Source organism: Anaerophaga thermohalophila DSM 12881, assembly GCF_000191885.1.
Classification (GTDB): domain Bacteria; phylum Bacteroidota; class Bacteroidia; order Bacteroidales; family Marinilabiliaceae; genus Anaerophaga; species Anaerophaga thermohalophila.
In genome coordinates this window covers 1-21388 of the sequence record NZ_AEWI01000048.1, presented here as the reverse complement: position 1 = coordinate 21388, position 21388 = coordinate 1, and the positions used below count along the sequence as shown (strand labels likewise).

General features: G+C 42.6%; 12 protein-coding genes and 1 pseudogene. 1 reads left to right on the top strand and 12 read right to left on the bottom strand.

Translation table 11 applies throughout. The annotated features are described in order from the left end of the window. Positions 1-118: 118 nt before the first annotated feature. The 11 genes and pseudogenes from ATH1_RS0113180 to dapA form a co-directional block, all read right to left on the bottom strand. Positions 119-2104 carry a retaining alpha-galactosidase gene (locus tag ATH1_RS0113180; protein WP_010422607.1) on the bottom strand — a complete coding sequence of 662 codons (1986 nt, stop codon included), beginning with the start codon at positions 2102-2104 and terminating at the stop codon, positions 119-121. 255 nt (positions 2105-2359) lie between these two features. Next, positions 2360-4609, bottom strand: a complete 2250-nt coding sequence (locus ATH1_RS0113175; RefSeq protein ID WP_010422606.1) for a glycoside hydrolase family 3 C-terminal domain-containing protein — start codon at positions 4607-4609, stop codon at positions 2360-2362. Between the two features lie 153 nt (positions 4610-4762). After that, positions 4763-5269: a bifunctional adenosylcobinamide kinase/adenosylcobinamide-phosphate guanylyltransferase gene (locus tag ATH1_RS0113170; protein ID WP_010422605.1), complete on the bottom strand. Its 507-nt coding sequence runs from the start codon at positions 5267-5269 to the stop codon at positions 4763-4765. Between the two features lie 131 nt (positions 5270-5400). Further along, the gene (locus ATH1_RS21955) at positions 5401-5844 is read right to left on the bottom strand and encodes a hypothetical protein (RefSeq protein ID WP_010422604.1); all 444 of its coding nucleotides are present in this window, start codon (positions 5842-5844) and stop codon (positions 5401-5403) included. A gap of 163 nt (positions 5845-6007) precedes the next feature. Next, positions 6008-8866 (bottom strand): beta-galactosidase GalA, encoded by a 2859-nt coding sequence (gene galA, locus ATH1_RS0113160; protein WP_010422603.1) that lies wholly within the window; start codon positions 8864-8866, stop codon positions 6008-6010. A 571-nt stretch (positions 8867-9437) separates the two neighbouring features. Further along, positions 9438-11957, bottom strand: coding sequence for a glycosyl hydrolase family 95 catalytic domain-containing protein (locus ATH1_RS0113150; protein ID WP_245531796.1), 2520 nt, complete (start codon positions 11955-11957; stop codon positions 9438-9440). 128 nt (positions 11958-12085) lie between these two features. Further along, entirely contained in the window at positions 12086-14932 is a 2847-nt protein-coding gene (locus ATH1_RS0113145) for a TIM-barrel domain-containing protein (RefSeq protein WP_010422600.1), read from the bottom strand. A 139-nt stretch (positions 14933-15071) separates the two neighbouring features. After that, positions 15072-15265: pseudogene (locus tag ATH1_RS22630) on the bottom strand (hypothetical protein). Between the two features lie 129 nt (positions 15266-15394). After that, on the bottom strand, positions 15395-16942 hold the full coding sequence (locus ATH1_RS0113140; RefSeq protein ID WP_010422599.1) for a cellulase family glycosylhydrolase: 1548 nt from the start codon (positions 16940-16942) through the stop codon (positions 15395-15397). Between the two features lie 318 nt (positions 16943-17260). Then, complete coding sequence (locus ATH1_RS21480) at positions 17261-17434, bottom strand: hypothetical protein (RefSeq protein WP_010422598.1); 174 nt, start codon at positions 17432-17434, stop codon at positions 17261-17263. Positions 17435-18383: 949 nt separating this feature from the next. Further along, positions 18384-19274, bottom strand: coding sequence for a 4-hydroxy-tetrahydrodipicolinate synthase (gene dapA / locus ATH1_RS0113125; RefSeq protein ID WP_010422593.1), 891 nt, complete (start codon positions 19272-19274; stop codon positions 18384-18386). A 362-nt stretch (positions 19275-19636) separates the two neighbouring features. Here dapA and ATH1_RS22475 point away from each other — a divergent pair, with 362 nt between their 5' ends. Beyond that, positions 19637-19768 carry a hypothetical protein gene (locus tag ATH1_RS22475; RefSeq protein WP_010422587.1) on the top strand — a complete coding sequence of 44 codons (132 nt, stop codon included), beginning with the start codon at positions 19637-19639 and terminating at the stop codon, positions 19766-19768. A gap of 370 nt (positions 19769-20138) precedes the next feature. On the opposite strand, the gene ATH1_RS0113105 is transcribed toward ATH1_RS22475, so the two are convergent. After that, positions 20139-21104: a glycoside hydrolase family 43 protein gene (locus ATH1_RS0113105; RefSeq protein ID WP_010422585.1), complete on the bottom strand. Its 966-nt coding sequence runs from the start codon at positions 21102-21104 to the stop codon at positions 20139-20141. Positions 21105-21388: the final 284 nt, after the last annotated feature.

Below are 21388 nucleotides of genomic sequence, written 5' to 3'. Positions count from 1 at the left end.
AACACAACAACGAGTTCGGCAACAAAGATGCTTTTTAGACCGGACTCATTTAACAAAAAAGACCGTCTTAACGCGACAATGTTAAGACGATCCTCAATATCTTTAAAATAACAACCATTTATTTCACCGGTACAATAACAGCGGCCCATCCGCCTCCGCTCTTCATTTCAATTTTCAATTTGTCGCCTCCGTTGATTATAATTTCATCCTTAGTATAATCAACAGCCGCCCGGTCGGCATTAATTCCGTCGGCAAAAACCGTTGCTTTATATTTTCCCTCATCCAGGAATGAAAAGTCGAGTTCAAGTTGCCGGCCGTTCCAGTCGGTCATAGCGCCAACATACCATGTATCTTCTTTGCGTCGGGCAACGGCAACATATTCGCCAATTTCGCCAGCCAAGGGTACCGTTTCATCAAAAACAGTAGGAACAGAAGCAATAAAATCAACACTTTCAGACTCTTTTTTGTAGACTGTCGGATTATCGCACAACATAGAAAACGGAGAATGGTAGACAACATACATCGCCAATTGATGGCAACGCGTTCCCTGGCTCATAGGATCACTGTAAACAGCCCGCCAGTTGAAGCGGTTGGCATTTTTCATGGCGCCCGGCGTGTAATCCATCGGCCCGGCAAGCATACGGATAAAAGGAATGGTTACATCATATTCGGGCATTTCGAGGTAATCGGTCCATTTCACCTGCTCCAGACCATATACCCCTTCATAGGTGAGCACATTAGGATAGGTGCGATGCAGTCCTGTTGGTTTATAGGCCCCGTGAAACAGGACAAACTGTTCATGTTTTGCTGCTGCCCGGGCTGCCCGGTAATAAAAGTTGACCATTTTCTGATCATCGCGGTTCATGAAATCTATTTTGTAACCCTTAACACCCATTTCAGAATACTTATCAAGCACCTTGTCCATTTGCTGATCGAGAGGAAACCAGCCGGCCCAGAGAACTATGCCAACACCTTTTTCTCTGCCATGATCAATAATCTCCTGAAGATCAATTTCAGGTATCACATTCAACAGATTTGTGCTTTCAGACCAACCTTCGTCAAGAATGACATATTCAATTCCGTTTTCGGCAGCAAAATCAATGTAATATTTGTAGGTTTCAGTATTAATGCCGGCACGAAAATCCACATTGTAGATATTCCAGTCGTTCCACCAGTCCCAGGCCACTTTACCCGGTTGAATCCACGATGTATCTTCTATCCGGGATGGCGAAGCCAGTTTGTAAACCAAATCATTATTGAGCAAATCAGCATCGTCTTTACCAACGGCTATCATTCGCCAGGGATAAGCACGGTTTCCATGCGTTTTAGCAATATAATCAGCTCGTTTGGTTACGTAAGACTGAAGATTATTGTGTCCGCCTTGCTTCTCTTCTAAAGGATAGCCGGCAAATTCAGCATCGAAGCCGGTAGCATTTTCATTTACTACCAAAAACATCCCGGGATAATCTTCAAGGTCAGCCTCAGAAATCACCAATGATGAACCATCGTTATTTTTTACAAGCAAAGGAGTAATAATAAGTGAATCGGGTTTAACTTCGGAAAGCGGCAAAACCTCATAAATGCTTTCAAAGGAAACCTGGTAGCGACCGACAGGCTCACGGACATAGGGAACATAAGCTTCTTTGGCATTGGGAAAAACAAACGAACTTTTCTCGCCCTTGATGATAATATCATCTTTTATGGAAGTTACAAACCGATAGGCAATACCATCATTGTATGCCCGAAAAATAAGGCCATAGCTTCCTTTAAAAATCAAATTAAGTTCGTTATAGCTGTTTTCAATCTCAGATTTTTTGTAAATGGAAGTCTCAAGAACTTCATTTTTTGAAGCGGTAAACGAATTTCTCAGAACCGGATCGCTTCCCAAAACGCCAAATTCGTCCAACGTCAATGCAATTTTTGAAGGGCCAGCCAACAATTTACCATTCATTGACAAGCTCCAATTAATCTCGTCCGTTACAGCAACAGTTATTTCAAGACTTCCATCGGGTGAAGTAACCCTTAGCACTTCATTTCCTTTTCCATAGACCGATGAAGATAAGAGGAGTATCATCATCAAAAAGCCGGCAAATAATTTCTTCATATCGCTGAGTTTTATTTATGTTATTTAACATTTGTGAGCCCGGTCTAAAAAGCATCTTTGTTGCCAAACTCGTTGTTGTTTTAAATTTTTGCATCCTCATTAACAACAAGTTAACTCTGGTACAAAATTTAAAACACCTTGATTTTGGCAAAAATATGCTTTTTATACTTCACTCATTTGTCCAAAATTAACAGTAATTTCTGAAAAAATGGGGCAGCCCAATCCAGCTGCCCCATCCATCGTCAAAATTTCAATCTACTGAATCACAAACTCATCAGTCAATTGAATATTGTCCGAAGAAGCTCCGGCCATTATCTTTATTGTTCCGGGTTCAACCACGAAACGCTCTTTATTGATATCCCGGTAAGCAATATCTTGTAATTTTATAGGAATCTCGATTTTTTTCTTCTCACCAGGTTCAAGGGTTACCCTTTTAAAACCTTTCAGAGCTTTTGCCGGCCGGCGAACGGTCGATTCAGGAAAAGATGCATAAAGCTGCACAACTTCGTCACCTTTGACATCGCCCGTGTTTTTCAGTTTAACTGTGATGATCACTTCCTCGTCATCGGCTGAAACGACCGGTTTATTGATCGAAATATCCTCCCATGCAAAAGTAGTATAACTTAGTCCGTGACCAAAAGGATACAACGGTTTGTCCTCAAAATACATATAGGTATGACCTTTCCGGATATCGTATTCCATCATATCGGGGAGCTGATCTTCGGACTTTGGCCAGGTCTGGGTAAGCTTTCCTCCGGGATTGTAGTCTCCAAATAAGACATCAGCCAGGGCAGAACCTGTTTCCTGTCCGTTATGAGTAAGATGAAGTATGGCCGGAACATTTTGTTGCGACCAGTTGATGGCATAAGGAAAACTACTCTGCAATACAAAAATAGTATTAGGATTGGCTTCCATCACCAATTTCACCAAATATTCATCGGTCAGACGCAATGTCTTGCGATCAATCGCCTCCCGTCCCATGCCCGGATCGGGACAATCGGCCCATATTTCACTGTTGCAGGTTGGATAATTGCCCAGAATCACAATAGCCACGTCAGCTTCTGAAGCTGCTTCAACAGCTGCATTGTAATCATTGTCAGGAGCATAAAGCACTTTTGAATCATTTCCCAGCTTTTCCCGGATGCCTTCAAGAGGAGTTATCCTGTAGGGAGGCAGCCCACTATACCAGTCGAGCAAAACAGTATCGGCAAGATAGCCGATAACTGCCACCTTATTCAACTTATCAGCATTAAGTGGTAATGTTTTGTTGTTGTTTTTTAACAAAACAATGGATTCCCGAGCCATCCTAAGGGCAGCATCTTTGTGCTTTTGAGTTGTCCACGGTGCAGGCTTTCCATCCCTTCCTATTGCAGAGTAAGGTACTTTTTCCTGTGGATCAAGCTGCCCGAGTTTTATCATAACACGATATACGCCCCTAAGAACCTCATCAATATCTGCTTCGGTAATATAACCATGGGCCAGAGCCCCATACACACCTTCACGATAATTGTCAAGGAACTGGTTTAGTCCGGCTTTGATGACTCCTTCGGCAGCCAGATAAAGATCATCATAATATTTATGCCCATAGACCAATAGCTGGTAGCCACCACCGTCGGTACATTTTATGCCATCGACCCCCCACATCCTCTCAGTAATTTCCTTATGCATATCATGAACATGAGCCGGCACTCCGTTTATGGCATTGTAAGCTGCCATATAAGCATTCGAACCGCCTTCAATAAAAGCCCGCCGGAAAGAGGCACCGTAATATTCGTGATACAACTGCATATCAAAATCGGATGATGAGCTTTCGCGGCCATTTTCATTACTGTTGGCCAGGAAATGTTTCAGAAGAGAAGCTGTTCGCCAGTACTGATCGTCATCTCCCTGAAGTCCTTTAGTAAATGCAGTCGCCGATGTTCCAACCAGAAAGGGGTCTTCTCCAAAACACTCTTCTGTCCGCCCCCATCTGGGGTCACGCCCCAAATCGGCGTTGGGTGCACGAACTACCAGTCCACCTTTGGCGATTTCAGGATTTTGAAAGATATAACGTGCTTCAATACTCTCTATCTCTCCGGCCAGACGGATTAGTTCAGGATTCCAGGTGGCCCCCATCCCATAGGCCTGGGGAAAAGTTGTAGTTGGCACCGCTTCATCACCTTTTGGGGCCCAGTTGGCAGGTCCTCCCATAGCCACACCATGATAGCCTTCGATGTGCGGTGCGCCTTTCACGCCAAGACGCGGAACAGACGGATCGGTACTTAACGCTGATACTTTCTCATCAAGGGTCATTCTTGAAAGAAGGTCATCAATACGGGCTTCAGAATCAAGTTCCGGATTTTGAAACGGATATGATTCCTGAGCTGAGGCATTTAATCCTGCAAGGATAAAAACCATGAAAAGATACAGAGCCGGATAACCGTGAAAGATACACGCCTTCAATCTGATTTTCCGGGCAGATGTTTTCCGAAGAAGTTGCTGTAAATCATTTGATTTTTTATGCATATTAATTGGTTTTATTAGTTGATGTCTATAACAATAGTTCGTTAGATTATCAGATAACATGACCCGGTCTAAAAAACAGAACGCTCACACCTGCATCATCCGGCGCTTCTTTAATAAAACTGTAATGCCACTTACCGGCCACTTATTCATTTTCTACTTCAACTTAACAGGTAACCCGGCAACCATCAGTATCGCTTCATCCGCCCTTGATGCAATGTACTGATTCATCCAGCCCTGAAGATCAGTAAAACGACGGGCGACTTCGTTATCCGCATGTCCTCCCAAACCAATCTCATTCGAAATCACAATGAAGGTGGCTTCTTTTTCCATCATCTTATCAAACTCTGTTTTGGCCGTGGTTAAAATCTCATCTACCATTTGTTCCTTATTATCAAAAAAAATATTGGTCAGCCAAAGCGTGATGCAATCGAGTACAACTACCCGTCCGTTTACACTGGCGTTGGATATATTCACCGATTCTTCAATATTAGTCCACTCAGGGCCCCTGTCACTCCGATGTCGTTCTACCCGCTGTCTGAAATCTTCATCGCAAATTCGAGCTGTGGCCAGATATACCGGATTGGCTGATTTTTGAAGGGCCAGCTTCTGTGCATAACTGCTTTTCCCGGAGCGTTGTCCGCCTGTAATAAAATGCAACATATTAGATGATTAGATATAAAATCAGCAATTTATAAATGAGCCCAGTCTAAAAAGCATCTTTGTTGCCAAACTCGTTGTTGTTTTAAATTTTTGCCTCCTCATTAACAACAAGTTAACTCCGGTGCAAAAATTCAAAACGCCTTGATTTTGACAAAAATATGCTTTTTATACTGCACTCTTTTATTATTGAGCCACGACACTTTCAACTCGGATTTTCCTTTCAGTGGATTCTCCTTCAACCCGAAAGTAGTGCCATTATGATATAATTCCAAATTTTCCAATTTGTTGTCCGAAGGCAGGCAAATCATTTCCTCCGCCTTTTCAGAATCTGAAGCAAAGACTTTCAGTTCCAGTTCCGACCAGTCCATCTGCATGGTGGATTGTGCCAGTTTAATATGGGGTATGGCAGCACCATCGCGTACCAGCAAGTCATCGCTGATATCCACCGGTTCGTTGCGAAGGTTCATATTCTGCATTTGGGCCCTGACAGGAGTCAAAACCAGGAAAATGAGACCAGATAAGACCAATTCCTTTAGACAAGCGGCCAAAGCAAGCTGACGAATTGGAAATGCCAAATTTAGTTGGTGATGTTGTGTTTTTATAAACTGTTATTTTTTCTGAAAATTTATAGGAGCGGTGGATGCCGATCCCCGCTCAGAGTGGCAAATTTTTTATTCCAAAGCGGCCGCCCGGCTCTGCCGCTTTGGTCCGTAAAGAAAACCGGAGCCGATCCGCGATTTAATCGCCGGAATAGAGTCCGCCGCTCCTGATTTTAAGCTCTGCGGCTTTCAAACCGTCGGATTTGGCAGTAAGTATAATTTTCCCCTCTTTGCCGGTTGATTGGACGAGCACCTGCGCCAATCCGTTGAATGTTTTGCGCTGCCAGGGGATCGAAGGAACAATAACCTGAAGTTTACCCGGCTCGGTATTGACAACCGACCACGCATATTCTTTTACGTAAGGCGTAGCAATGACAACAACTCTGTTGACACCGGCACGGAGATAATCAGCACTCAATGAATAAACCTTCTCATAACCGGTGATATCATCAGCTACCGGGTGTCCGTTGACATACAACGACTGATCCGCTCCAATACTCCGGAACATCCAGTTGATCTTTCCAGTCATATCTTCTTCTTCAAGATTAAACTCCCCGATAAATACCGTTTTTACAGCCTTCGTTCCAGGCTCAAGACCATCATTATCCAGAGCATCTTTTAATCCTCGCACATCAAAATCAGGATTGAGTACTTCCTCAATTTTGGTTTCGGAAGCCGGGATTTGTTTCCATTCCACAAAAGTCACGGTTTTATAAGTGTCGATATAGCGGTCAGGCTCATGCGATGTAGGATCGCCATTACCAACGCCAATAATTCTGCCCGGACCTTCAATATCAAAAATCACATTGCGGTTAGCATCAGGCACCACCCTGCCTTTGCTGTCAGTAACCTGTACCGTTACTACTGCCACATCCTGACGGTCACATTTTATCGCTTCATGATCGGAAACCAAATTTACCTTTTTTGCTTCTCCTGTCGTTTCCACAACCTGAGTAGCAACTTCCTCACCATCTTCATAAGCAACAGCTTTTACAGTACCTGCCTCGTAAGGGACTTTCCATTCCAGATGTCCGTTGCGCTCCATTTTCTGACGGCCAAAGCTCTCTCCATTCCGGAACAACTCAACCTCGTCATAATTACTGTACACCCAGACATCGATTTCTTCACCTTCGCGCCCCTCCCAGTTCCAGTGGGGCAGAATGTGAAGAACCGGTTCATTGCTCCACCACGACTTAAGATACCATACATTATCCTTTGGTAATCCACACAAGTCGTACATTCCAAAATAAGAAAGCACCGACGGATAAGAGAACGGTGTTGGTTCACCCCGGTAATCAAATCCTGTCCAGATACACATACCGGCCAGATAATCGCGAACGGCATAGTGTTTCCACCCCTGCTGAATGCTCATAAATCCCGAAGGTGTTGGTACATCATAAGCTTTCAGATATTGTTTTTCCTGATCGTCAACATAGATGCCCCGTGTGGTATTGGTTGATCCCTGTTCAGTCCCCAGTGAAGGCTGCCACGGATAATCGGCATGATGCTTATCGGTGCTGCCGTGTCGCAGATAATTATAGCCCATCACTTCAATCACCGTGGCTATCCCGTGAGTCCAGTCACCACTTACAGCCACACTCACCGGACGTGTTGTATCCAGAGATTTAGTATAAGCCTGAAGATTTTTGGCAATCCTGATTCCCTTAATATTACCTTCGATGGCCCATTCCTCATTACCTATCGACCAAAGTATTACCGATGGATGGTTGCGATCCCTGACAATCAGTTTTTGCAGTTCCTCCCTGATGTCATCAGTAGTTCCCATCAACCGGTTTTCATCGATAACGAGCATCCCCATCCGGTCGCAGGCGTCCATCAATGCAGGAGAAGGCGGATAGTGCGCCATACGGTAAGTATTGTTGCCCATTTCTTTAAGTTTTTTCAGGCGCCATTCATGCAATTTATCAGGAATGGCTGTTCCCACACCGGCATGATTCTGGTGATTGTTGGTCCCTTTGAGCTTCACATGCCTTCCATTCAGGAAAAATCCTTTATCGGCATCCCAACGAATGGAACGTATCCCAAAATTAGTCTCATATTCATCCACGACAGCATCGTCACTTCGGATGGTGGTTATTAAACGATAAAGGTGGGGATCTTCAATATCCCAGAGACGCGGATTATCAATGATGTACTCAAAAGTATATTCGTTTTGCTTCATGGACAGCAATTTAAAAGGCTCAGATTCTCCTTGGGCCACCTCATTGCCATTGGCATCTACAACTTTGTTTTCGATGATAAAAGATGCCGGTTGCAGGTCTTTATTGTGAACCTTTACCCTTGCCGTCACAACAGCTTCTTCATCGCCAACGTCTGAAGTTACAAAAGTCCCGTGCTGCGGGATATGAAGCGGATTGGTTTTCAACATCCAAACGTGACGATAAATTCCGGCCCCCTCGTAAAACCATCCTTCCTCCATGGATGCGTCAACACGGACGGCCACAACATTTTCCTCTCCATAATTAAGATATTCGGTAACATCGTAGCCGAAACTACTGTACCCGCCGGGCTCATTACCACAATAAAAGCCATTTACCCATACTTTGGAATCACGAAACACTCCGTCGAACTGAAGAAAAATTCGTTTTCCCAAATCATCTGCCGGGATGGTAAAAGTTTTGCGATACCATCCCACACTTGTGTCGGGAAAACCCGGACCGACCTTTTTATAACCATGACTGTGGCTGGCCTCACCGGAAAAGCCCGTTTCAGCAGCCCAGTCGTGCGGCAAATCCAATGTTCGCCAGGTTCGATCGTCAAAATCGGCTGATGCTGCACCATCGCCATAGCCGGTTTTGGCCAGATATGTAAAATAACTCGTTCCTACGCCAAAATCGCGATCCACATCGTGCGGATGACCAAAGGCAAACTTCCAGTCGAAATCCATTAATATTCGTTGGCGCGGCGAAGCAGTTATTACCCCGGGAATGGTCATTAATAAAACCAATGCATAAAATTTTGCTGAATGTTTTTTCATAACATAAAAGTCTGTTAAAAAATATAAACGCAGAGACGCAATGACGCAAAGCTTTATTATGAGAAAGTTACTACGTTTTTTCAGGACAAGCCTGAAAAAAAGCCACTGTGCGGGATTTAGTCAACTTAAACAACATGTTGGTTAGTTTTATGTGCTAAGCGCCTAATCAAACTAATATAGTTGGCAGCTCCAAAATGGACAAATACCCGCTCATTTTCGTCTGGTTGGCATCTAAAAGTGCGGTTTATACCATACGGTTCCCTCCATATAGGTGAGCTAAGGCATTTGGAAATTAAAGTCTCCAGGGACATCTAACATAGGATCGCCTTCAAAGGCATACTCATAAAAATCAGTCTTTTTTTAGGGTCTGGCTTTTTCCAGACTTCCCTCCATTCGCCGGTATTAACAGGATCGATAAGAGCGTGCCATTACCCGTTGAAAGAAACAGCATCACGTCCATCAACATTGATCATGGCAGTCTGAGACAAAACCGAAAATGAGATCAACCCAAAAACGATTGAAAGAAATAGTTTTCTGCTAAACATCCTCATTATTCTGACATTATGAATTTTTATAATCTGATACTTAAAGAAACCGGCTTTTCTTTGTTTAACACAACCTTTGCCACCCCTTCTTCCGGCTTTTTATTGTCTATAGCCTCATTAATAGATGACTCCACATTTTGGAAAGAACCAGGGGTTTCCAGAATGATCTCCTGATCAATGGCAGAAGTCAGTTTAACTTCAATTCTATCATCATCCCAAGACAAATTATCCATAATTATTTGTCCGCGCAATGCCATACCTTCAATACTCCCCTTCTTCCAATCATGGGGCAAAGCAGGCAAAAGTTTTATAAACCCCGGTTCGGAGTATGCCAACGTGCGCATCACCACCGCCGGAAAGCCACCGCTTATATCCATATTGAAGAGATGACCCGAATTGTGATAAGTCCCCAGTGAAGGTGTAAAATAATACCGCGAAATCCAGTTGATAATCTCGCCGGCAATTTCTGAGTCTCCTAAGTTGGCAGCAATCATTCCCATCTGAGCCAGACCAAAAGCCATCTCGCCTCCGTTTTCATGCCGGCGGTAAACCATGCGACGCTCAACCGCTTCGCGGGCAGCAGTCATCAACTCAGGATTGTTTTTAAACTCCGGCGCGATGATTTCGTACAGCGCATACAAATGCGAAACATGCCGGTGTTGGTAGTTGTCCTTCAGGTTTTCGGGCAACCACTCAGCCAAAGCTCCGTCTTCATTAATGCGATACTCAGGCATGCGGGTTAACATCATTTCCCATTTGGCAATCTGTGTTTCTTCTTCCCCAATAATTTTCCCCGCTTCTATGCAGTTACGCAGCAGCTCTTTAGCAATCATGACATCCATCGTAGCATTCACTACTGCCTGAGCATTGCTGTTGGCCGGAGTGTTTTCAGGCGAATAAGATGGTGAGAAAACATATTTCCCATTATCATCCGGAAACAGAAAATCTTCGTAGAACAAAGCACTCTCTTTCATGAACGGGTAAATATGATGCTTCAGATACGCCTCATCACCTGTATAAAGAAAATAATCGTAAAGAATACCGGATGCCCAGCCTGCCCCGCCAGTCCAAAAGGTCAGGCACCACTCTTCATCGAAATGAATGTTCCAGCCATGCGTACTCGAATGTGCGGGAAGCGCAATTCCGCGACAACCGAATAACCGGCGGGCATTGTCACGATAACAGGGCATCATACGCTCGTGATATTCCATATAAGCCTTCATGAGCTCAGGCGTGTTGGAAGGAAGCAAGGAAGAGACAGCCACTTCCACATTACCATCGTGTGTAAAGCCGGACGACCAGGGTGGCGTCCAGGTTCCGCTCCATATTCCCTGCAAATTTGGGGGATTGGTACCGGTTGAAGAAATAATGTTGTATCTGGCAGCATCGAACTGTTTTTCAATGATAGATGATGATGTTTTTCGACGTGCCTGCAATACAAGAGTTTCCGACTGCATATCGGCTTCATCATTCTCCTCAATGTCCAGCTTCACCCGATTGAACAAATCTCCATGAACCTTTTTATGATTGAACAAGAGTTCCCCGTAATCGGCCGGGAGACTTATCAGATCATTTTTCAATTCATTAACCCCCTTCTGTTCATAATTGTAATTGGGAACAACACGCATCAGGAATAGTATTTCATCGGCATCGGCGACAATCATCCGGTCTCCTTCATATTTCACTTCACCACCCGTTGGTATCACTCTGGCAACTGCCTCAAAACCATCAGGAATGCCATTCCATTTACGTCGAAACTCCGTAGTATAGATTAGGAAACCTTCACGAGCTGAAGTCCGCACATTCCTGAAGGCCCCGTTAATCATATCCCACTGGTCCCAGGACACCGGATGTCTACTGAGCGCCAGCGATGCACTTACCTTATCGCTTCCGGAAATTCGCAAAACGATGACGCTGTCAGGCCTGGAAACAAACAAGCTGCGCTGCATTAACCGGCCATTTTGTTCCCACTCTGTTTTGGCTTCTCCGGTACTAAAATCAACCATCCGAACATAATTTTCGACATCTCCGGGAGGCATCGATATAATGATATTACAAAAAGGTACAAAGGGGTCAATCCATTTCTTTTCGCCGTACCCTTCAATCATGCTTTGTTCCTGTGGTACACGGGCGGCTTCTCTGTATTTACCCTCAGAAAGGAGCGAACGGATTTCTTTGAGTCTTGATGCCTGATCTATGGGCTGCTGAGGTATCCAGTTTGGCAAATAGTGCAAAGCATGATTAACAATGACTGTTTCTTCATGTGGATTGCCAAAGACCATGGCCCCCATCGTACCATTTCCGCTGAGCAAAGCTTCATCCCAGGCAGGCGCAGGTTTCCAGCTGACAAAGCCCTGACAGGGATTTTCAAAACGCTGATGTGCCGACTGGCACCCAACCAGAGAGATTATGAAAAAAATGCAAGATGCTTTTAAGAAAGCACTAATAATTTTTAGATGTTTAGACATTACGATGTGTGGCATGTTTTGCTGCCATTGTCGGCAGCAACAATAGATTCCCTTCCCTATCAAGGGAGTTGTTTTCATTTTTAGATGGTTATATTATTGAATCTATAGTGAGATCAGGCTAAGGCTAAGATTGAGGTTGAGGCTAAGGTTAAGGTTAAGCAACCTCAATCTCAACCTCAACCTCAACCTTAGCCTTAGCCTTAACTTCAGTGTTCATCAAAAGCAACTTCAATTGCTTCTCCGGAATACTCCACCATTTGTCCCTCAGCATGTTCAGGATCAAATCCAACGGGATGCTCTGAAGAAACAAACACGACTTTAAAGCGGCGTTTGTTCAGCATTCCGTCGAACGATCCTTCAAGTTTCCCTATAGTAAGAGTTTGGTCACTCTCGTTGTATGTAAAAGGAATGGTAGCAAATTGACCCTTTTCATAGTTATAATTTGAGCCCTCATCTTCGTATAGTTTAAATTCTCCATCGGCTCCGGTATAAACATATAAAGTAATTAGTTCCGGCTGTTTCTGCGTGGTATATTCAATTTCCGGCCCGGCGGGAATAATAGCACCTGCAGGAACAAACAACGGCATACGCTCATAAGGCGCATCCACTACTTTTGATTGTCCGCCTCCGGTAAATTCTCCGGTATAGAAATTATACCAGCCTTCATTTTCAGGGAAGTAAACCTCCCGCTCACGGGCCTTATATTTATACACGGGACAGACCATGAGCCCGGATCCGAACATATACTGATCGTCAATATCATATACTTTCTGGTCATTGGTATAGTCCATCACCAAACCACGCATTATGGTATAATCGTCGTGATAAACGGCACCGGTAAGGCTGTAAATATATGGCATGAGGCAATAGCGAAGCTTGTTGTAATAAAGCATAGTCTCATAAGCCTTATGTCCCCGGGGAGCAATATTCCAGAGTTCGCGGTAGGGAAATTGTCCGTGTACCCTGAACAATGGCGAAAAAGCGCCAAACTGATACCAACGGGTATTCAGTTCCCGCCACTCTTTCATATCCTCAGTGCCTTCTTTCATATTCTGGTAACGTTTCTCAACGCAGAAACCACCGATATCCATAGTCCAGTAGGGCAGTCCACTCATTGAAAAGTTAATGCCGGCCGGTATTTGTGCCTTCAGGTCTTCCCAAACAGTGCCAATGTCACCACTCCAGGTAGCGGTGCCAAAACGCTGCATACCCGCGAATGCGGAACGGGTCAGGATAAATACGCGTTCGTTATTTTCAAGAGAACGCTGACCTTCGTATATCCCTTTAGCATTCATCAGAGCATACGCATTAAAATATTTAGTTGCAGGCCCCAGGTGAGTGGGATTCATCAACTCTTTACGATATTCCATGCTGGCATTGGATAGAATATCAGGCTCGGTAGCATCCAGCCACCAGGCATCAAAACCTTTAGTATGCAAATGTTCTTTGATCTGTCCCCAGAAAAGCTGACGGGCACCGGGAGAATACGCATCATAGAAAGAACCAATGTAACCGGGATATATCCAGTCGCGAATGCTGTCTTCAATAGCCTGGCGATACATCCACCCTTTCTTGTCAAATTCCTTAAAATGTTCTGTATCCTTATAGAATTTGGGCCAAACAGAAATCATAATATGAGCATTGTTCGCATGAACCTTATCGACCATACCTTTCGGATCGGGGAAACGCTTTTTATCAAACTCATGGCTTCCCCATTTATCCACGGGCCAGTACGACCAGTCCTGAACAATATTATCGATTGGGATTTTGCGTTCACGGAACTCTTTCAATACACTAAGCAACTCATCCTGTGTTTTGTAACGTTCGCGGCTTTGCCAAAATCCCATGGCCCATTTGGGCATTACCTGTGCTTTGCCTGTAAGCTTGCGATAGTTGCCGATTACATCATCCATGGAGTTTCCGGCCATGAAAAAATAATCGATTTGATCGCCCATTTCGGACCAAAAAGAGATACGGTTTTGCTCTTCCGGAGGACGTGGCGTATGAACCTTCAGTCCAATATAGGATTCACCACCGTCGGGCATCCATTCGAGCTTCAGATGGTATTTCTTTCCCGCTTCCATATCTACCTGAAATTTGGCAACCGAAGGGTTCCAGGCCGTACGCCAGCGATCGGCCAGCAACTTACCGTCAATCCAGATTTTAGTATAGCCGGCATAATACATCAGAAAACGAAAGATACCACTTTCCTGTGGTTGCAACTCACCTTCCCATGTAATGCGGGCATTATTGAAGTTAAAGCCTTCGGGGAAATTTTTGATGGTGGTCAGGTTTTCATAATCTATAGCATTTTCCAGACGTACTGTGTAAACATTTCCGGTTTCAATATTGTCGATATATGTTGCTGTAAGACCGCCTTCTTCTCCGTCTGCATTAAAAAGTTTAAACTTATTGATCTGACTGTAAGGACGGGGATCGCCAAATCGGGTCAGAGAATAATTGTCCCAGAGAATTCCGTAATTCCTTGTAGAAACAATTACGGGAACAGAAACTTTTGTGTTGTACTGAAAAAGTTCTTCATTTTTTCCTCTGTAATTAAAATCGTGAGCCTGATGCTGACCAAGACCGTACAATCCTTCATCTTCGTGCGATTCCCAGACCTGCCGGACTTCATAACCTTTTACACTATCCACTTGCATCGGAGTAATGGTCTTCCCTCCATTCTCTTTCTCGCGAAGAATAAGATTTCCATCGGTATCGAAGAAGCGAATCTCACCGGTCGTTTGTGAAACTTTGGCAGAAATTTTTCCGGTAGAAAGAACCAAATCATTTCCTTCATTTGTTACCTCAAAATCCACCGGATGGCCGGGCGGCAAAGCCACCAGACTTTCTTTATCACTGAAACGCTCAGAGGCAGAGGCCGATACTTTTATAATTTCCTCCCCGTAAGGAACAAGCCGTATGGCCTTTACCGATTCTTCGGAAGCTTCTTCGGGAAAAACCGTAAGTCCCTTTTCATCCACGTTCCAGTTTCGTGAATTACAGCCAAATCCAAGAATGGCAATAACAACAACAAATAATAGTTTCTTCATAACATTCTATCGTATAAAATTAGTCTAAGTTATTGGTCTGATGGAACCCGCATGTAAGGCTTTATACATATTCTTGTTGTGGTATGTCTTGTCAGGCCCGTTTTATCTTACATCTTACCATCTTAAATCTAAAAATTTATTAAAGAGAGCAGTATAAAAAGCCTTCAAACTGCTGATTTTTACCATTTTTACCCTGCCCCCTAAAGGGGAACTGCTAAAAATCAGCAGTTTGAAAAAGTCCCCTTTAGGGGATTTAGGGGTCAAAAGGCTTTTTATACTACACTCATCAATAAAGACTGCTTTTAATCTTCGTTTTCTACAAAGTTTAAAAATTAGTGTTAAACAAACACATTCAATTTGTTCAAAATATGATAGTATCCTTAATTAATTGACCACTTACCCTTGCCGTCTAATGATGAAGCCGGAATTCCGTTTTCCTGAGAAAAACATGTAATACAGCAACTAATTTGAAATCCCTGCTCCACTCAAAATCGCCTCAAGTGCAACTGGATCAACAACTTCGCCCGATTGTCGATCAAACAAAGCAAAACCGTTGTTGCCGGCATAACCGTTGTCCCAGTAAATCGGTACAATATAGTTTTCAATGGCAGCAGATGTCACATATTCCAGATAATATTTACGGGCTTCAATGTGCTGAGTAAGTTCGTCGCCGGTTAAACCGGATCTGAGCACAGCGCCATATTCGCCCAGAATTACGCCATATCCTTCATCCACAAAATTTGTCTTCATCATTCCGAATGCTTCATCCACCCAGTCTTCTTGTCCCCAAGAAGACACGTCGCCCCCTGAAAAGGGTTCGCCCCATTGAGTCTTATAATTGCCATCGGTTTGCAGCGTAAAATCGTAAGGGTCGTAGAAATGGACTTCAGCAAGCAACCGGTTGGTCGCTTCATCACTCGGCATTACCATGTAATTGACGGCGTAGCTGATATTGGTATTGTATGCCTGAACTACCAGATAGCGGTATACATTGCGGCCACCGGTAGCACGAACCGTGTTGACAAAAGTCTGGTTAAAAGAATTCTGAACTTCCACATTTTCCGTGGAAGGATCGCCGTAATTGCCCTCCACATGTACCTCATTGGAACCTGCAAACAACAACCGGTCGTCATAATCGCGGAAATAAATGGCTATTTGCTTCCACAACGCCTTAAGTTTGTTGTTAATTTCGTCCTGATTGTCATAGAAGGGGTGGTTCATCCATCCGCCGTCCCAGTGAATATTAATGATTACAAACATATCGTTATCAAGCGCATAGTTGACCACTTCCCCGACACGTTGAAGCCACGAATCGGAAATTTTGTAATTCGTTTCATCCACAATTTTATGTGACCAGGAAACAGGAATACGAATGGTGTTAAACCCGGCTTCGGCAACGGAATCAATCAATTGTTGCGTAACAACGGGATTTCCCCAGGATGTTTCACCACCGCTGTAAACGCCATCGACAACATTAATGGCTTCGAGCGAATTCCCCAGATTCCAGCCAACGGTCATTAGTTGTGAAAATTCAACCGCGGTAATATCTCTCATACCACTGGCATCGGGTTCAATATATTCGGCAGGTTCATCCCCGTTTTCATTTCCGTTTTCAGGTTCATCAAAAGGAATCCGGGCAGCCTGAGTGACGGTTACCTCAATATCTTTTCTGTTATCATCCTTACCAGCAGAAATTGTGAGCACAACAGTCCTTTCTTCTTCCACATCACTGGCTTCAGCCACAATTTTTACATCAACATTCCCTTTTGATGCGGAAATATCCGGCTTTACCCAGGAATCAGAGGAAAATGAAATTGTCCAGTTGGAGTTACTGCTGACAGAAATAGTTTGTTCGCCACCCTCTGCAGCAAAATTCAAAGAAACCGGCTGCACCTCAAGGGTGATATCCTCAGCTCGTTCAGTATCAACATTATTGTCCGAATCGTCACAGGCTGTAACCAAAAAAGAAGAGGCGAACAATAAAGAGATAAAAAAGATAAGTTGTTTCATCAGTATAAAATTTATTTTTAAGGTCGGATGGAACTCGAATGTAAGAGTTTCATCTTAAATCTTATATCTAAAAATCTGATAATCTATAAAGGCAATCTTTGTCATGCTCGTTCCACTGTATAAATTTCATTTTTTAAGATCGTATGAAACGAGGCCCGAGTAATCCGGACTCGTTTCTATACAACGGAACATTAGATTTTCAGATATTGAATGCTCAAATTTATTTTCTCCGTTAATAAATTTCAATTTGGTTTGGACAGATGTAAATATCGTAAAAAAGAACCCGGGGAAAACCGGGTTCTGAATATCCGGAAAAGTTTATTGAGCAGGAACATAAATATAAGTCATTGGCATTTCATCTTCACCGGAAAGCTCCGCAGACCTTGTAACCTGAAGCAACAACGCATCCGATTCAATTCTGTAAATATCGATAGCTCCCCAGTCTGCCACAGCATAGTCACAGGTCCAGGGGTGAAGAATACCAACAGACATTAAAAAAGAACAATAAAAGAATACTCTTTTTTAACATAGCATTAGATTTAAATCTTTAAATAATGAAACGAGCATGGCAAAGTTTTCCACAACAAAACATGTATAAGTCCTTGCATGTGAGTTCCATCCGACCTTAATAAATAATTATATAGGATGAAACACTTACACATTTTTTTACAGAAGTAAGTTGCCAGCTGAAAAACCGTTTGTTCCCGATAGCGTTTCCAAATATATTTTAACAATATTGACTCCACTCCTAAAAGTCTCTTTTAGACAATATCATCGTTGGAATACTTTCAACACTACATTAATTTTTTGTAATAACTTGCATATCAATTATTTATAGTTGAAAAATTTTCAGCTACCAGAATGCAGTACTCCAAAAGTGTACAAAATATCTAAAAATCTAACGATATGTTGAATTCTAAAATACCATACAAATATGAGCCCGGTCTAAAAGGCATCTTTGTTGCCAACTTTATTGTTGCTTCAAATATTTGCATCGTCATTAACAACGAATTAACTCCGGCACAAAAAATTTAAACCGCCTTGATTTTGACAAAAATATGCTTTAATACCGCACTCAAATATTAAAAAAATATTACATTTTACAGAAATAAACACAACAGAAAATCCACTTCCAGTGGTCTTTGACTCAGGAAGTGGGAAACATTTAGCTGAACGCAGCCGACAGGCAGAAGGCAGAAGTTAGAAGCCGCACTTTTCAACATGTCCGACTTCCTGTCTGTCCATAATTTGTTTCAACAGATCATTAGATTTTCAGACAACAAATGCAGGGGTAAATTGTACATACCTGAAAATAATAGTTTTAGACTACCAAAACGGAAATAGAAAAGTTTACCACAACGGAAATATGTATAAATTACCGCATATAAATTCAATTAGACCAACAACTTAGACTAATTTTGTACGAAATAAATAAAACAGGTTAAAGAAGCTTCAATTTTTTCAGTTCAATTTTCAGTTGTTCCCTGTTTTCATCTTCCATTTCACAAAGGGGTGCCCGGAACACTTCGCTTACTTTTCCCATAAGCGCCAATGCTGTTTTTACGGGTAAAGGATTAGACTCGAGGAACATCAGCTGCATCAGTATGCGATACTTAAAAAACAAACTCCTTGCGGTTTTTAAATCACCATCAATAGAAGTTTTCATCATCTTATGAAAATCGGCAGGAATAAGATTTGCCACTACAGAAATACATCCGTCGGCTCCCATACAGTTGGCCGGAAAAGAAAGAAAATCGTCACCACTGTAAACTTTGAAACCTTCGGGACGATTGGCTAACAGCTCGGCAAAAACATTCATATCACCACCGGCTTCTTTAATGCCGATAATATTTTTATGGTTACAGGCCAATTCTATTGCCGTTCCGGGCTCAATAACGCTGCCTGTTCGACCCGGGACATTATAGAGTATAATCGGGGCATCCACGTTTTTGGCTACCTGCGAAAAATGCTTGTAGATACCACGACGAGAAGGTTTATTGTAATATGGAGAAACAATCAGTAAAGCGTCGGCTCCAAGTTCTACGGCCTTTTTACTGTATTTTATACAATCGGAAGTAGAATTACTCCCTGTCCCGGCTATAACAGGTACCCTTCCGTTAACCTTCTTCACGCACCGTTCAATCATCTGAGCATCTTCTGCATCACTCAAAGTTGGCGTTTCACCGGTCGTTCCACATACAACAATACCATCCGTTCCGTTGCCTATATGAAACTCAATCAATTCATCAAAAGTTTCAAGGTCAATTTCACCGGTATCTTTAAACGGAGTAACAATGGCCACAATAGAGCCTTGCAGATTTCTAATATTCATAACGATATTTTTTTAGTTCGGCTAAAATATTTTTTCAAATACATCGTAATATTCAGGAAAACAATTCCAAGAATGCACATGGACTGCCGGATCATTTCCACCCAAAAAAGAGATAAACAACCCGGCAACAAGAACAATGCACATCAATAAAATTCAAAGTTAATACATATTGACGATTTGGGGAAATTTTTATTTCGGCCAGCGGGAACAACACTCTTGCCAGAAAAAACAATCATCTTATCAAGAAAACAAAAAAAATTCGTAACCAATAAAGGCCGTTTATCGTTTACTGGAAAGTTGAAAACAAAAAATTTTGTGATTATCGAGAAACCTTTTACATTTATTTCAAAAATTTTTCAATCATGAAGAAAGTAGCATTTTTCGCCTCAGCATTGTTATTAATAGCCCTGACCTTTTCATCTTGTAAATCTGCTCAGGATTGTCCGGCTTATGGACAGGGAGGAGACATTGAAACAGAAGAAGTACGGGCTTAGTTTTGCTGTACCCGGGCATGAATATTCTCACAGATTTCGCTGAGGATTATCATATTCTCAAGGGTTAACGGTATTTATATTCAAACTTCACCGGAAAAAATTTAATGAATCCCGAAGTTGTCTAATAAGTAAAAAAATCTGGTAACGCGAGTCTTTTTTGCGAGTTTATAGACGACCACTATTCAGACATCTCCGGCATTCAGAAAAAAATAAAAGTGGAATCAGACGGGGAAAATCCGGCTAATTCCACTTTTGTAATTTTTATAAAGTCTGCTTCTCAAAGTCTCTTTTTGCCAATGTTGCAGAAAATTTCTATATCTTCATTAAAAGGCAAAAAAGACAGACATTAAAACTTTCCCGATGTGTGCAATCATTTATAATTAACGGTTATTGTTTCAATGGTACCATCCTCTTTGTAATTGAGATCGGCAAACCTGATGCTTCTCAGATGAGTTTTCCCCGAAATCTCGACATCGTGGAAAAACAAATACCATTTCCCTTTAAACTGTACAATGGAATGATGAGTCGTCCATCCTTTTACGGGATTAAGGATCACGCCTTTGTAAGTAAATGGCCCGTAAGGATTATCCCCAATGGCATAGCACAGTTTATGGGTATCACCTGTTGAGTAAGAAAAGTAGTATTTCCCATTATACTTATGCATCCATGACGCTTCAAAAAAGCGACGTTCATTGTCGCCTGCCTTCAATGGTTCCCCATTTTCGTCGAGGATAATAACATCTTTTGGCTCCTCACCAAACTGAAGCATATCATCGCTCATCACCGTCACTTTGGCACATAAGGCAGGCTCATCATCGGCCGGTTGCCTGCCGCACTCAATCGCCTTATTATTCCGGTAACGCTGAAGCTGGCCGCCCCATATTCCGCCAAAATACATATAATGCCTGCCGTCTTCATCTTCAAAAACACACGGATCGATGGAGTAGCTGCCATAAATCGGGAACGGCTCCGGGACAAAAGGACCTTCCGGTTTGTCGCTGATTGCCACTCCGATTCTGAAAATATCGGTTTTGTCTTTCAATGGAAAGTAAAGATAATACTTTCCGTTTTTGTAGGCGGCATCGCAGTCCCACAACTGACGACCTGCCCAGGGAATGTCTTTTACATGAAGTGCCACCCCGTGGTCCCTGGCTTCACTGTCGATATTGTCCATAGAAAAAATGTGATAATCTTCCATAGCAAAATGCGACCCCAGATCATCCTCGGGAACTCCGGCATCAAAGTCGTGAGACGGGTAAATATATAGTTTCCCGTTGAAAACATGAACTGCCGGATCGGCAATAAAAATGTCCTTTCTTAAATGATCTCTAACCATAACTCTGTCTTTTTTATATTCTGATTTTATTCATCTATCCTCAACAATGAAACGAGCAGGACAAAATTTGCCTTAATAGGTCATTAGGTCATTAGGTCATTAGATTGTTAGATTGATAGCTAATGTGATAAAACTTATAACATTCTAACAACTAACATATTAACAATATTAACAACTTTAACAATTCTAACAGCCTTAACAATTTATTAAATGTAAGATGAAAAGAGCATGACAACGTTTTGTCACAATCAGAACATGTATAATACCATTTAACCTCTAATCAT